This is a genomic window from Stenotrophomonas sp. ESTM1D_MKCIP4_1 (assembly GCF_003086895.1).
Lineage (GTDB): Bacteria > Pseudomonadota > Gammaproteobacteria > Xanthomonadales > Xanthomonadaceae > Stenotrophomonas.
In genome coordinates this window covers 3,826,088-3,840,194 of sequence record NZ_CP026004.1, presented here as the reverse complement: position 1 = coordinate 3,840,194, position 14,107 = coordinate 3,826,088, and the positions used below count along the sequence as shown (strand labels likewise).

Here is a 14,107-nt window from a genome sequence, read left to right as displayed (position 1 = left end):
AGCGGAAACGACGACGGGCCCCGCAGGGCCCGTCGTTTCACCACAGTGGATCGGCAGGGCGCTTAGAAGCGGGCGCCGATGCCGAAGCCCACGGTCCACGGATCAAGCTTGGCTTCGCCGACCTTCTGGCCGGCCACCTTCAGGTCCGGGCGCGAGTGCATGTAGCGGGCATCGGCGCGGGCAAACCAGGTGGAGTTGATGTTCATGTCCACACCCACTGTGCCGATGGCGCCCTTGGCATCCTTCAGGCGGATGTCATCGCCGCCGGCGAAGTTCTCGTTGCTGAAGGACGACTGGAAGTAGCCCACGCCCACGAACGGACGGAACACGTTGTCGGCCTGGCCGAAGTGGTACTGGCCGCTCAGGGCCACCGGCTGCTGCTCGACGCTGCCCAGGCGTGCGTTGCCCGGACCCTTGACGCGGTGGTCGAACTTGTCGGCCGCGCCCCACAGTTCAACGGCCCAGTTGTCGTTGACGTAGTAGCTGAAGCTGACGGTCGGCGCCGGGCCGCCATCGACCTTCTTGATGCCGTCGATGGGGTCGTTCTTCGGCTGCAGCAGCGACACGCCGCCAACCACGGCAAAATGCTTGCCCGAGGCGGTGTCAGCGGTGCTGCTGTCCTGCGCGAAGGCAGCAGGTGCGAAGGCAGCGGAGGTCAGCAGGGCGAGGGTCAGAATACGGATGGAACGCATGGGGGAATCTCCTGTTCTTTCTTGTTTTTGGCCCCCGATTGCGGGGCGACCTCACCGTAATCGCCTCAACATGAATCGAATCCGACGCGCGTTAAAATTTGGTTTCCATTGTTCAGCGGGCAGAGCGAAAGCGCTGTTTTAAAGGGGTTTCATGCATATGCGGGCGTTCATGCTGTTGGAGGAAATGTGAGCAGCGATGCGTTCTGCACGGGGCTGCCCGCGCAGGTGGACGTCGATTGCCGCGTGCTTGTGCTTGGCTCGATGCCGGGTGTGGCATCGCTGCAGGAACAGCAGTACTACGCGCATCCGCGCAACCGTTTCTGGCCGCTGATGGGAGATCTGTGCGGGTTCGATCCATCCCTGCCGTACGCGGCGCGGCTGCGCGCGCTGGCCGCGGCCGGCGTGGGTGTGTGGGATGTGATTGGCCAGTGCCAGCGGCGCGGCAGCCTGGATGCGGGCATCGTGCGCGGATCGGAAGTGCCCAATCCGCTGCCGGCACTGATCGCCGGCCTGCCACGGCTGCGCCTGGTGGCCTGCAACGGTGGTGCGGCGTGGCAGGCGCTGCAGCGCTGGGTTGTGCCGGATCTGGCGGCAGCGCCGCCACTGCTCGCACTGCCCTCCACCAGCCCTGCAAACGCCGCGTGGTCCTTGCCGCGCCTGCGCCAGGCCTGGCAGCCGCTGGCTGACGCGCTGGCGACATGAAGCGGACATGGTCGGGACAATACGCTACCGACTGGAAGTGCCCGCAGGCCTTTGGCAACAGCGTGTCCCGACGGCGTGCGTACTGAAAACACCTGTAACGGTTGGCGCTGGCCCCCTCTGGCCGCACAATAGACGTTTCCCTACACCAGATTGCCGGAGTTATCCCCATGGCCGAAATCAAGGAAGCACTTGTCCCCGATATCGGTGACTACAGCGATATCCCGGTAATCGAGGTGCTTGTCGCCGTCGGCGACACGGTCAAGAAGGACCAGGGCCTGGTGACGCTGGAAAGCGACAAGGCCACCATGGAAGTGCCGTCCTCGGTCGCCGGTGTGGTCAAGGAAATCAAGGTCAAGGTCGGCGACAACCTCTCCGAGGGCAAGGTCGTGGCCCTGATCGAAGTGGCCGAAGGCGAAGCCGCCAAGCCGGCCGCTGCAGCCCCGGCCCCGGCCAAGGCTGCCGCTCCGGCCGCCGCCACCCAGAGCGCCCCGGCCCCGGCCGCAGCACCGGCAGCACCGGCCGCCAGCGGCGGTGCCGTTGAAGCCCTGGTGCCGGACATCGGCGATTACACCGACATCCCGGTCATCGAAGTGCTGGTCGCCGTTGGCGATACGGTCAAGAAGGACCAGGGCCTGGTCACGCTGGAAAGCGACAAGGCCACGATGGAAGTGCCGTCCTCGGTCGCTGGCGTGGTCAAGGAACTGAAGGTCAAGGTCGGCGACAACCTGTCGCAGGGCGCCGTGGTTGCCATCATCGAGGCCGAGGGCGCTGCTGCCCCGGCCCCGACCAAGGCTGCCGCTGCCGCCGCTCCGGCCGCTGCCGAGACCGCCACCAAGGTCGAGCCGGTAGCCGTTCCGGCCCAGCCGGACAAGCTGGCTGCCCGCGAGATCGCCTCGGCCGGCACCCCGTCCAGCCCGCCGGTGCAGTTCAACGCCGATGGCGTGCTGCCGGCCAAGGTGCCGTATGCCACCCCGGCCGTGCGCGTGTTCGCCCGCGAACTGGGTGTGGACCTGCTGCAGATCAGCGGCACCGAGAAGGGCGGCCGCATCACCAAGGGTGACGTGCAGAAGTTCGTCAAGGCTGCCCTCAGCGGTGGCGTCCCGGCGGCCGGCGGTGCTGCCGCCGCTGCCGGTGGTGGCCTGAACCTGCTGCCGTGGCCGAAGGTCGACTTCAGCAAGTTCGGCGAAACCGAAGTGCAGCCGCTGTCGCGCATCAAGAAGATTTCCGGCGCGAACCTGGCCCGCAACTGGGCGATGATCCCGCACGTCACCCAGTTCGAGCAGGCCGACATCACCGACCTGGAAGGCCTGCGCGTGGCGCTGAACAAGGAAAACGAGAAGGCCGGCATCAAGCTGACCATGCTCGCCTTCCTGATCAAGGCCAGCGCCGCAGCGCTGAAGAAGTTCCCGGAATTCAACGCCTCGCTCGATGCCAGCGGTGAAAACCTGACCCTGAAGAAGTACTTCCACATCGGCTTTGCCGCCGATACGCCGAACGGCCTGGTCGTGCCGGTCATCCGCGACGTGGACAAGAAGGGCGTGGTGCAGATCGCGCAGGAAACCGGCGAACTGGCCAAGAAGGCGCGCGACGGCAAGCTGGGCCCGGCCGACATGAGCGGCGGCTGCTTCTCGATCAGCTCGCTGGGCGGCATCGGCGGCACCGCGTTCACCCCCATCGTCAATGCACCGGAAGTGGCCATCCTGGGCGTGTCCAAGTCCTCCATCCAGCCGGTCTGGAATGGCAAGGAATTCGCACCGAAGCTGATGCTGCCGCTGTCGCTGAGCTACGACCACCGCGTCATCGATGGCGCCCTGGCCGCACGCTTCACCACGTACCTGTCGCAGGTACTGGCCGACATGCGTCGCGTGCTGCTGTAAGGCACCGCTTCGCCCCCACCGTGCGGCCGCTGCCCCCTGGCGCGGCCGCGTGAACAGATGCAGTGACAGCCCGCCGGCCACCCCGGCCGGGCATGAGGAAAACCACCATGGCCACGATTGAAGTCAAGGTTCCCGACATCGGCGATTACAGCGATGTGCCGGTGATCGAAGTGTTGGTCGCCGTCGGCGACACGGTGAAGAAGGACCAGGGCCTGGTGACCCTGGAATCGGACAAGGCCACGCTGGAAGTGCCGTCCTCGGCCGCCGGCGTCGTCAAGGAAATCAAGGTCAAGCTGGGCGACACGCTGTCCGAAGGCGCCGTGGTCGTGGTGCTGGACGCTGAAGGCGCTGCCGAAGCCCCGGCCAAGGCAGCTGCCCCGGCCCCGGCGGCGGCCGCCCCGGCCAGCAAGCCGCCGGTCACCCCGTCGCACCGCGCCCCGGCCGAACCGGCCGCACCGAAGCCGGCGCTGTCCAGCGGCAAGCCGGCCGATATCGAATGCGAAATGGTCGTGTTGGGCTCGGGCCCGGGCGGCTACACCGCCGCCTTCCGCGCCGCCGACGTCGGCCTGGATACCGTGCTGGTCGAGCGTTACGCCAGCCTCGGCGGCGTCTGCCTCAACGTGGGCTGCATTCCGTCCAAGGCCCTGCTGCATGCCGCCGCGGTCATCGACGAAGTGGCCCATGCCGGTGATTTCGGCGTGGAGTTCGGCAAGCCGACCATCACCCTGGACAAGCTGCGCCAGTACAAGGAAAAGGTCGTCAACCAGCTGACCAAGGGCCTGGCCGGCATGGCCAAGCAGCGCAAGGTCCGCAACGTGCAGGGCGTGGGCAGGTTCGTTTCCGCCAATGAGCTGGAAATCACCGCCGCTGACGGCAGCACCCAGCTGCTGCGCTTCCAGAAGTGCATCATCGCCGCCGGTTCGCAGGCGGTGAAGCTGCCGAACTTCCCGTGGGACGACAAGCGCGTGATGGATTCCACCGATGCGTTGGAGCTGGCCGAAGTGCCGGGCTCGCTGCTGGTCGTCGGTGGCGGCATCATCGGCCTGGAAATGGCCACCGTGTATGGCGCGCTGGGCAGCAAGGTCACCGTGGTCGAGTTCATGGACCAGCTGATGCCGGGTGCCGACAAGGATCTGGTCAAGCCGCTGGCTGACCGCCTGAAGAAGCAGGGCATCGAAGTGCACCTGAAGACCAAGGCGTCGGGCGTCACCGCCGATGCCAAGGGCATCACGGTCACCTTCGAGGCCGCCGAAGAGGGCCAGGCGCCGGCATTGGCGCAGGGTACCTTCGACCGCGTGCTGGTGGCCGTGGGCCGCTCGCCGAATGGCAAGAAGATCGACGCCGAGAAGGCCGGCGTGCAGGTCACCGACCGTGGTTTCATTCCGGTCGACCGGCAGATGCGCACCAACGTGCCGCACATCTTCGCCATCGGTGACATCGTCGGTAACCCGATGCTGGCCCACAAGGCCACGCACGAAGGCAAGCTGGCCGCCGAAGTGGCTGCCGGCCACAAGAAGGAATGGGTCGCCCGCGTGATTCCGTCGGTGGCTTACACCAACCCGGAAATCGCCTGGGTGGGCGTGACCGAAACCGAAGCCAAGGCCAAGGGCCTGAAGGTCGGCGTGGCCAAGTTCCCGTGGGCCGCCAGCGGCCGCGCGATCGGCATTGGCCGTACCGAAGGCTTCACCAAGCTGATCTTCGACGAAGAGACCCACCGCATCATCGGTGGTGCCATCGTCGGCGTGCATGCCGGTGACCTGCTGGCCGAGATCGGCCTGGCCATCGAGATGGGTGCCGAAGCCGAAGATATCGGCCACACCATCCACGCCCACCCGACGCTGAGCGAATCGGTGGCGATGGCCTCGGAAATCTACGACGGCACGATCACCGATCTGTACATGCCGAAGAAGAAGTAACGCGGCGGTGTGCTGTTGACGAAAAACCCGGCGAAAGCCGGGTTTTTTGTAGGTAGAGTCGACTGTCAGTCGACTGCTTTTGCCATCCGGGCGCGAAATTCCCGTGCTGCGCGCGATAGTCGACTGACAGTCGACTCTACCGGCCTCATGCGGCGCGTGCTGCGCGCGATAGCTGCTTGGGTAGAGTCGACTGTCAGTCGACTGATTTTGCCGTCCGTGCACGAACTGCCCGCGCTGCGCGCGATAGTCGACTGACAGTCGACTCTACCGGCCTCTCGATTGACAGTCGATTCAACCATTCCGCTGCGGCAGACATGAAAAACGCGGCGCCGGTTGCCCGGGCGCCGCGCTGGAGAGATCAGGTTGCGCGCGATCAGAAGGTCAGGCTGACGCCCGCGATCGGGCCCTTGAACTCCTGCTTCAGGCCCACCACACCGTCGCTGCCCTTCTGGTCGACGTCCAGCTTGAACCAGTCATAGCCGGCGAAGACACCGAAGGTCTCGGTGAAGCGATACTCCACAATGGCGTTGGCGCGGCTCAGGTCGCCGTCGTAGTCATCGAAGCTGCCCCACTTGGTGTTCAGGTACTGGCCCTGGATGTTGATCAGCCAGCGCTCGGCCGGATTGAAGCTCAGGCGCGCGCCCACCACCGGGGCCACGCCGCTTTCGCTCTCATCCAGGAAGCGACCGTTGTAGACGTTGCCCAGGTCGGCAAAGCCCTTGGCGCTGACCTTGGCCCATTCGGCACCCAGTTGCAGGCCCAGGTCGAACTTTTCGGTGTCCACCACCGAGTAGTCGTACACCAGGCTGGCGACCTGGTACTTCAGTTCGGCCTTGACGAAGCTGCCGTCCGGCACGTTGATCTGGCCGAAGGCAATGCCGTCATCCAGCGTCTCGCGGCGGTCCTTGTCCCACTTGAAGTAGTCGAAGATCAGGCGCTGGCGGTCGCTGACGCGGAACACGCCATCAATGCGCGGCTCCCACTCCTTGCCGCCCATCTTGAAGTCTTCGCTGACGTTGACGTCCTGGCCGGCAACCGTGGTGTTGCCGCGGATGGTGTTGTCGTTCTCGATGTTCATCGCACCCACGCGCAGCGTGAAGCGCGGATCGCCCTCCGCAGCGTGGGCAGCATTGGCAAACGACGCGCCAGCGGCGAGCAGCGAGAGGGCGAGCAGGGTGGGTACAGGGCGCATCGCAGAGTCCTTGCAGTGGTTAATTCGGAATGAAGGCCACTGTGCCGGACGTGCTCGTCCACCCTACGTGAACGTATGGTCCACGTTGCGTGGACGGTTCAGCGCCGTCACGGCGCTGCAAAGAAGATGGCCCCGGAGCGGACTACGGGGCCATCCTGGGACCTGCGGGGCGAAGCGTCGACGAGGTTGCTGCGGGCAGGTCGGAAGGTAGGACACATCCGGCGCTGGAAAGTTCCGGGGCCTGCGACCAAAGTTGAATACGCTGCACCGCAACATGGCGTGGACGCTATTGTCCCCCCTGTGGGCGCTAAAAATCCTGCCGATTCGGCAACTTGCGGCCTCCGGGATGAACAGGCAGCGGTTGTCTCGCAAATTGTCCCATTGCTATAATTTGGCGGCTCGATGAGGCACGCACGCTGTAAGCGCCTCCGCCCTTCACCAGAACCATGTGGGACATCCTGTGCTGAACTCCGTTGAAGCGGGTCGGCGACTGATGCTGCGCGCCGCGGTCTATCCGCTTGTTGCAGTGGCTGTCCTGGCTCTGGCATTCCTGCTGCTGGCAGGGCAGAAAGCCGCACTGGGTGCGCTGCTGTCCGGCGTGGCGGTCTCGGCAGGGGGATGGGTGGCGGCGCGGATGGCACTGAGCGGGGGCGCGGTCGCGGCAGGTTCGGCGATGGCTCGCCTGATCATTGCCGTGGTGGCGAAGTGGGCAGTGGTTTTCGGCGTCCTGCTGGCGGGTTTCCTGGTCTTCAAGCTGCCTGCATTGGCGCTGTTGGCCGGTATCGCCGTCGGTTTGATGTTCCAGGTCCTGGCTCTGGCCAGGCGTTGACAGAATTCAATTAACTAAGGTTCCGGACACATGGCGGGCGAGGCTCTAACCCCTACCAGCTACATCCAGCATCACCTGCAGAACCTGACCGCACCGGTCGGCAACGGCGAAGGGATGTTCTGGCACATCCACGTCGATACCTTCCTCACCGCCGTCCTGATGGGCCTGGTGATCGTGGTCGCGTTCTGGATGGGTACCCGCAAGGCCACCGCCGGTGTGCCGGGCAAGTGGCAGGCCTTCGTGGAAATCTGCCTGGAGTTCGTTGACCGCCAGGCCAAGGACACCTACCACGGCAAGAGCAAGCTGGTCACGCCGATCGCCATCACCATCTTCTTCTGGATTCTGCTGATGAATCTGCTGAAGATGATCCCGGCCGATTTCATCGCCAAGCCGCTGGAGATGGCCGGTATCCACTACTGGAAGCCGGTGCCGACCGCTGACGTCAACGCCACCTTGGGCATGGCCTTCAGCGTGTTCTTCCTGATGCTGTTCTTCGCCCTGCGTGCGAAGGGTCTGGGCGGTTTCATCAAGGAATTCCTGACGGCGCCGTTCGGCAAGTGGATGATGCCGTTCAACCTGATCCTCAACATCGTCGAGTGGCTGAGCAAGCCGATCTCGCTGGCGATGCGACTGTTCGGCAACATGTTCGGCGGCGAAATCGTGTTCCTGCTGATCTGGGTGCTGGGTGGTGCCGGTTTCTTCGGTGCCATTGCCGGTGGTGCATTCGGTCTGGGCTGGATGCTGTTCCACCTGCTGGTGATCCCGCTGCAGGCCTTCATCTTCATGATGCTGTCGATCGTGTACCTGAGCCTGTCGGAAGACGCTCACTAAAGTTCCAAGCTTCAACGCGTTTCAACCTTCATCCGTTTCATCACCCTTAGCAACTTAGTTCCTGGAGATAACCATGTACTTCGCCGTCCTGACCAACTTCGCGCAGATTCAGAGCTCCACCGCCCTTGCCGTCGGCATCATGATCGGCCTGGCCGCGCTGGGCGCCGGTCTGGGTCTGGCCATCATGGCTGGTAAGTTCCTGGAGTCGGCCGCCCGCCAGCCGGAACTGATCCCGGTCCTGCAGGTCCGCATGTTCATCACCGCCGGCCTGATCGACGCCGCGTTCATCATCTCGGTCGCTGTCGGCCTGCTGCTGGCCTTCGCCAACCCGCTGTCGGCCGCCTTCGCTGGCGCCGTCACCAAGGCTCTGGCCGGCTGATACAGCGGTTTGAGACGACCGGGTGCTGATGCACCCGGTTTCGGATGAAGGCCGGATGCGCCGCTACGGCGGCGCGTCCACCCCGAAACCAGCGATCGAGCTAACCATGAATATCAATTTCACCCTTCTTGCGCAGGCGCTCGCCTTCGCTGGTCTGATCTGGATCATCGCGACCAAGATCTGGCCGCCGCTGATGAACGCGATCGAAGAGCGCCAGCAGAAGATCGCTGAAGGCCTCGCTGCTGCCGACCGCAGCCAGAAAGATCTGGCCCAGGCGCAGGAGAAGGTCAACGAAGCGCTGAAAGAAGCACGCACCAAGGCCAACGAGATCATCGACCAGGCCCACGCGCGCGCCAACCAGATCGTTGATGCTGCCCGTAACGAAGCGATCACCGAAGCCACCCGTCAGAAGGAACTGGCCCAGGCTGAAATCGACGCCGCCGCCAACCGTGCCCGTGAAGATCTGCGCAAGCAGGTGTCCGCGCTGGCCGTGACCGGTGCCGAAAAGCTGCTCAAGCGCGAAATCGACGCCAACGCCCACAAGGCGCTGCTCGACGAGCTGGCCTCGGAGATCTAAGGATGAGCCAGGCCCTCACGCTTGCCCGCCCGTACGCCCGCGCCGCCTTCGCGACCGCGCGCGACGAAGGCACGTTCGCGCCGTGGTCGGACGCCCTGGCGTTCTCCGCCCACGTCGCCGCCGATCCGCGCGTGGCGGCCCTGCTCGCCAACCCGGAGCTGGGTCGCGACGACGCTGTCGCACTGCTGGCGCCGGAAGCCCACGGTGAAACCTACGCACGTTTCCTCGCCGTGCTGGCCGAATCGCATCGTCTGCCGCTGCTGCCGGAAATCGCAGGCATGTTCGACGCCCTGCGCGCCGAAGCCGAGCACGTGGTCAAGGCCACGGTGACCTCGGCGGCCGAACTGTCGGCCGGTGAGCTGGACGCGATCAAGGTCGCACTGCGCAAGCGCTTCAACCGCGAGGTCGAAGTGACCACCGCGGTCGATGCCTCGCTGATCGGCGGTGCCGTCATCGACGCCGGCGACGTGGTCATCGATGGTTCGCTGAAGGGCAAGCTGGCCCGTCTGCAGACCGCGCTCGCTAACTGAATTCATTTAACGTCCGGCCCCGCTGCCGGCACTAGGACTTGACGATGGCAACCACGCTCAACCCCTCCGAAATCAGCGAACTGATCAAGAACCGCATCGAGAAGGTCAAGCTGGCCGCGGAATCGCGCAACGAAGGCACCGTGACCAGCGTGTCCGACGGCATCGTGCGCATCTTCGGTCTGGCCGACGTGATGCAGGGCGAAATGATCGAACTGCCGAACAACACCTTCGCCCTGGCCCTGAACCTGGAGCGCGACTCGGTCGGCGCCGTGGTTCTGGGTGACTACGAGCACCTGCGCGAAGGCGACGTCGCCAAGACCACCGGCCGCATCCTGGAAGTGCCGGTGGGTCCGGAACTGCTGGGCCGCGTCGTGAACGCGCTGGGCGAGCCGATCGACGGCAAGGGCCCGCTGGGCACCGACCTGACCGCTCCGGTGGAGCGCGTTGCTCCGGGCGTGATCTGGCGCAAGTCGGTCGACCAGCCGGTGCAGACCGGTTACAAGTCGGTCGACGCCATGATCCCGATCGGCCGTGGCCAGCGCGAGCTGATCATCGGCGACCGCCAGACCGGCAAGACCGCGATGGCCATCGATGCGGTGATCAACCAGAAGGGCACCGGCATCAAGTGCGTCTACGTTGCGATCGGCCAGAAGGCTTCGACCATCGCCAACATCGTGCGCAAGCTGGAAGAGAACGGCGCGCTGGCCCACACCATCGTGGTTGCCGCCACCGCTTCCGAATCGGCTGCCATGCAGTACATCAGCGCCTACTCGGGCTGCACCATGGGTGAGTACTTCATGGACCGCGGCGAAGACGCCCTGATCGTGTACGACGATCTGTCCAAGCAGGCCGTGGCCTACCGCCAGATCTCGCTGCTGCTGAAGCGCCCGCCGGGCCGTGAAGCCTACCCGGGTGACGTGTTCTACCTGCACTCCCGTCTGCTCGAGCGCGCTGCCCGCGTGTCCGAGGAATACGTCGAGAAGTTCACCGAAGGCAAGGTCACCGGCAAGACCGGTTCGCTGACCGCGCTGCCGATCATCGAAACCCAAGCTGGCGACGTGTCCGCCTTCGTTCCGACCAACGTGATCTCGATCACCGACGGCCAGATCTTCCTGGAAACCGACCTGTTCAACGCCGGCATCCGCCCGGCCGTGAACGCCGGTATCTCGGTGTCGCGCGTCGGTGGCTCGGCCCAGACCAAGATCATCAAGAAGCTGTCGGGCGGCATCCGTATCTCGCTGGCCCAGTACCGTGAACTGGCTGCGTTCGCGCAGTTCGCTTCCGACCTGGACGAAGCGACCCGCAAGCAGCTGGAGCGTGGCCAGCGCGTCACCGAGCTGATGAAGCAGAAGCAGTACGCGCCGATGTCCATCGCCAACCAGGCGCTGTCGATCTACGCCGTCAACGAGGGTTACCTCGACGACGTGCCGGTGAACAAGCTGCTGGCCTTTGAAGAAGGCCTGCACGCCCACTTCGCCAACACCCAGGGCGAGCTGGTCGGCAAGGTCAACGCCACCGGCGGTTGGGACAACGACATCGAAGGTGCCTTCAAGAAGGGCATCGCCGAGTTCAAGACCACCGGCAGCTGGTAAGACGGACGTGTGGCGGGGCCTGGCCCCGCTGCACCGTTGAATGCAGCGGGGCAACGGCCCCGCTCTACGGGAATCAAAGATGGCAAGCGGACGCGAAATCAAAACCAAGATCAAGAGCGTGCAGAACACCCGCAAGGTGACGCGCGCCCTGGAAATGGTCTCGGCCTCCAAGATCCGCAAGGCGCAGGATCGGATGAAGACCTCGCGTCCGTACGCGCAGGCGATGAAGCAGGTGATCGGCCACCTGGCCCAGGCCAGCACCGATTACCAGCATCCGTTCCTGGTCGAGCGCGAGCAGGTCAAGCGGGTCGGGTTCATCGTGATCTCCTCCGATCGCGGCCTGGCAGGCGGCCTGAACAACAACCTGTTCCGCAAGATGCTGGGCGAAGCCAAGGCATGGCAGGACAAGGGTGCTGAAGTGGACCTGGTGACCATCGGCCAGAAGGCATCGACCTTCTTCCGCCGCGTGAAGGTCAACATGGTCGGCAGCGTGACCCACATCGGCGACGTGCCGAAGCTGGAATCGCTGATCGGTGTGATCAAGGTCATGCTCGACGCCTTCACCGAAGGCAAGGTCGACCGCGTGTACCTGGTCTACAACCGCTTCGTGAACACCATGACGCAGAAGGCCAGCTTCGATCAGCTGCTGCCGCTGCCGCCGGCTGAGAAGCAGGTCGCTCACCACGACTGGGACTACCTGTACGAACCCGATGCCGCGACCGTGCTGGAGCACGTGATGACGCGTTACATCGAGTCGCTGGTGTACCAGGCACTGCTGGAAAACGTCGCCTCCGAGCATGCTGCACGCATGGTTGCGATGAAGGCGGCGAGCGACAACGCCAACAAGCTGATCGGTACCCTGCAGCTCGTCTACAACAAGGCGCGCCAGGCAGCGATCACCCAGGAAATCTCCGAAATCGTCGGCGGCGCGGCAGCAGTCTGACCGCGTTCGTTCAAAGCACACATTAGAGGATGCAGCAATGAGTCAGGGCAAGATCGTTCAGATCATCGGCGCGGTCGTCGACGTCGAATTCCCGCGTGAGTCGGTGCCGAAGGTGTACGACGCACTGAAGGTCGAAAACACCGAAATCACCCTCGAAGTCCAGCAGCAGCTGGGCGACGGCGTGGTGCGTACCATCGCCCTCGGTTCCACCGACGGCCTGAAGCGCAACCTGGTGGCCATCAACACCGACCGCGGCATTTCCGTGCCGGTCGGCGCCGGCACCCTGGGCCGCATCATGGACGTGCTGGGCCGTCCGATCGACGAAGCCGGCCCGGTGGCCGCCAGCGACAGCTGGGAAATCCACCGTGCGGCCCCGTCGTACGAAGACCAGTCCCCGGCCACCGAACTGCTGGAAACCGGCATCAAGGTCATCGACCTGATGTGCCCGTTCGCCAAGGGCGGCAAGGTCGGCCTGTTCGGCGGCGCCGGCGTCGGCAAGACCGTCAACATGATGGAACTGATCAACAACATCGCCAAGGCGCACAGCGGTCTGTCCGTGTTCGCCGGCGTGGGTGAGCGTACCCGTGAGGGCAACGATTTCTACCACGAAATGAAGGACTCCAACGTCCTGGACAAGGTGGCGATGGTGTACGGCCAGATGAACGAGCCGCCGGGCAACCGTCTGCGCGTCGCCCTGACCGGCCTGACCATGGCTGAGTACTTCCGCGATGAGAAGGACGAAAACGGCAAGGGTAAGGACGTCCTGCTGTTCGTCGACAACATCTACCGCTACACCCTGGCCGGTACCGAAGTGTCGGCACTGCTGGGCCGTATGCCGTCCGCCGTGGGTTACCAGCCGACCCTGGCCGAGGAAATGGGCGTTCTGCAGGAGCGCATCACCTCGACCAAAAACGGTTCGATCACCTCGATCCAGGCCGTCTACGTTCCCGCGGACGACCTGACCGACCCGTCGCCGGCGACCACCTTCGCCCACCTGGACTCGACCGTCACCCTGTCGCGTTCGATCGCCTCGCTGGGTATCTACCCGGCCGTCGATCCGCTGGATTCCACCAGCCGCCAGATGGACCCGCTGGTCATCGGCCACGAGCACTACGACACCGCCCAGCGCGTCCAGCAGACCCTGCAGAAGTACAAGGAACTGAAGGACATCATCGCCATCCTGGGCATGGACGAACTGTCCGAAGAAGACAAGCAGGCCGTGTCGCGCGCCCGCAAGATCGAGCGCTTCTTCAGCCAGCCGTTCCACGTGGCCGAAGTGTTCACCGGTTCGCCGGGCAAGTACGTGCCGCTGAAGGACACCATCCGTGGCTTCAAGGCCATCGTCGATGGCGAGTACGACCACCTGCCGGAGCAGGCGTTCTACATGGTCGGCGGCATCGAAGAAGCGGTTGAGAAGGCCAAGAAGATGGCTGAGAAGGCCTGATCATGAGCACCATTCGTTGCGACATCGTCAGCGCTGAACAGGAAATCTTCCGTGGCGAAGCGACCCTGGTCGTGGCGACCGGTGAGCTGGGCGAGCTGGGCATTGCGCCCAAGCACGCCCCGCTGATCACCCGACTCAAGCCCGGCAAGGTCGTGGTCACCACGCCCAACGGCGAGCAGCTGGATTTCGCCATTTCCGGCGGCATTCTGGAAGTGCAGCCGCAGGTGGTGACCGTGCTGGCCGACACCGCGATCCGCGCGCAGGACATCGACGAAGCCTCGGTCCGCAAGGCCAAGGAAGAAGCCGAGCGCATCCTGGCCAACCGCGGTGAAGCCATGGAAATTGCCGAGGCCCAGCAGAAGCTGGCCGAAGCCGTGGTGCAGCTGCAGGCGCTGGAGCGCCTGCGCAAGACCCTCAAGCACTGAGGTTCGCGCCACACCCGCAGAAACGCCGGCCTAGTGCCGGCGTTTTTGTTTGAGCCGCCGGCGCTGGAATGGGCTGGCGCGTTACCGGCGGGGTAAATCCAACGGCGCGACACATCGACCGGGCAAAGTACGACGGGGAAAAACCGACCGGAAAAACCGTACGGGAAAAAACCGTACG

Annotated in this window: 14 protein-coding genes; 12 read left to right on the top strand and 2 right to left on the bottom strand. The window is 64.5% G+C overall.

All coding sequences use genetic code 11. From position 1 onward, the window contains the following. Nucleotides 1–62: 62 nt before the first annotated feature. Nucleotides 63–692 (bottom strand): OmpW family outer membrane protein, encoded by a 630-nt coding sequence (locus tag C1924_RS17445; RefSeq protein WP_108766432.1) that lies wholly within the window; start codon nt 690–692, stop codon nt 63–65. A gap of 186 nt (nt 693–878) precedes the next feature. On the opposite strand from C1924_RS17445, the gene C1924_RS17440 reads away from it, so the two are divergent. From C1924_RS17440 to lpdA, 3 genes are all read left to right on the top strand, one after another. Further along, nucleotides 879–1,394, top strand: coding sequence for a DNA-deoxyinosine glycosylase (locus C1924_RS17440; protein ID WP_108766431.1), 516 nt, complete (start codon nt 879–881; stop codon nt 1,392–1,394). A 167-nt stretch (nt 1,395–1,561) separates the two neighbouring features. Further along, the gene (gene aceF / locus C1924_RS17435) at nt 1,562–3,271 is read left to right on the top strand and encodes a dihydrolipoyllysine-residue acetyltransferase (RefSeq protein ID WP_108766430.1); all 1,710 of its coding nucleotides are present in this window, start codon (nt 1,562–1,564) and stop codon (nt 3,269–3,271) included. Between the two features lie 107 nt (nt 3,272–3,378). Beyond that, on the top strand, nt 3,379–5,187 hold the full coding sequence (gene lpdA / locus C1924_RS17430) for a dihydrolipoyl dehydrogenase (protein ID WP_108766429.1): 1,809 nt from the start codon (nt 3,379–3,381) through the stop codon (nt 5,185–5,187). 373 nt (nt 5,188–5,560) lie between these two features. Here the strand turns inward: lpdA and C1924_RS17425 are convergent, their stop codons facing one another. Continuing rightward, entirely contained in the window at nt 5,561–6,379 is an 819-nt protein-coding gene (locus tag C1924_RS17425; protein ID WP_108766428.1) for a hypothetical protein, read from the bottom strand. A gap of 493 nt (nt 6,380–6,872) precedes the next feature. On the opposite strand from C1924_RS17425, the gene C1924_RS17420 reads away from it, so the two are divergent. From C1924_RS17420 to C1924_RS17380, 9 genes are all read left to right on the top strand, one after another. After that, the gene (locus tag C1924_RS17420) at nt 6,873–7,208 is read left to right on the top strand and encodes a hypothetical protein (RefSeq protein WP_079223564.1); all 336 of its coding nucleotides are present in this window, start codon (nt 6,873–6,875) and stop codon (nt 7,206–7,208) included. Between the two features lie 30 nt (nt 7,209–7,238). Next, a complete protein-coding gene (atpB, locus tag C1924_RS17415) occupies nt 7,239–8,039 on the top strand; it encodes a F0F1 ATP synthase subunit A (protein WP_108766427.1) in 801 nt (266 codons plus the stop codon). 73 nt (nt 8,040–8,112) lie between these two features. After that, a complete protein-coding gene (gene atpE, locus C1924_RS17410) occupies nt 8,113–8,418 on the top strand; it encodes a F0F1 ATP synthase subunit C (RefSeq protein WP_005411133.1) in 306 nt (101 codons plus the stop codon). Nucleotides 8,419–8,524: 106 nt separating this feature from the next. Then, a complete protein-coding gene (locus C1924_RS17405) occupies nt 8,525–8,995 on the top strand; it encodes a F0F1 ATP synthase subunit B (RefSeq protein ID WP_005419512.1) in 471 nt (156 codons plus the stop codon). A 2-nt stretch (nt 8,996–8,997) separates the two neighbouring features. After that, the gene (locus C1924_RS17400) at nt 8,998–9,525 is read left to right on the top strand and encodes a F0F1 ATP synthase subunit delta (protein ID WP_108766426.1); all 528 of its coding nucleotides are present in this window, start codon (nt 8,998–9,000) and stop codon (nt 9,523–9,525) included. A gap of 44 nt (nt 9,526–9,569) precedes the next feature. Beyond that, nucleotides 9,570–11,117, top strand: a complete 1,548-nt coding sequence (gene atpA / locus C1924_RS17395; RefSeq protein ID WP_006471335.1) for a F0F1 ATP synthase subunit alpha — start codon at nt 9,570–9,572, stop codon at nt 11,115–11,117. 79 nt (nt 11,118–11,196) lie between these two features. Continuing rightward, nucleotides 11,197–12,060, top strand: coding sequence for a F0F1 ATP synthase subunit gamma (atpG, locus tag C1924_RS17390; protein WP_006471334.1), 864 nt, complete (start codon nt 11,197–11,199; stop codon nt 12,058–12,060). A gap of 37 nt (nt 12,061–12,097) precedes the next feature. After that, nucleotides 12,098–13,504: a F0F1 ATP synthase subunit beta gene (gene atpD, locus C1924_RS17385; RefSeq protein ID WP_108750369.1), complete on the top strand. Its 1,407-nt coding sequence runs from the start codon at nt 12,098–12,100 to the stop codon at nt 13,502–13,504. A gap of 2 nt (nt 13,505–13,506) precedes the next feature. Next, on the top strand, nt 13,507–13,929 hold the full coding sequence (locus tag C1924_RS17380) for a F0F1 ATP synthase subunit epsilon (RefSeq protein ID WP_006471332.1): 423 nt from the start codon (nt 13,507–13,509) through the stop codon (nt 13,927–13,929). Nucleotides 13,930–14,107: the final 178 nt, after the last annotated feature.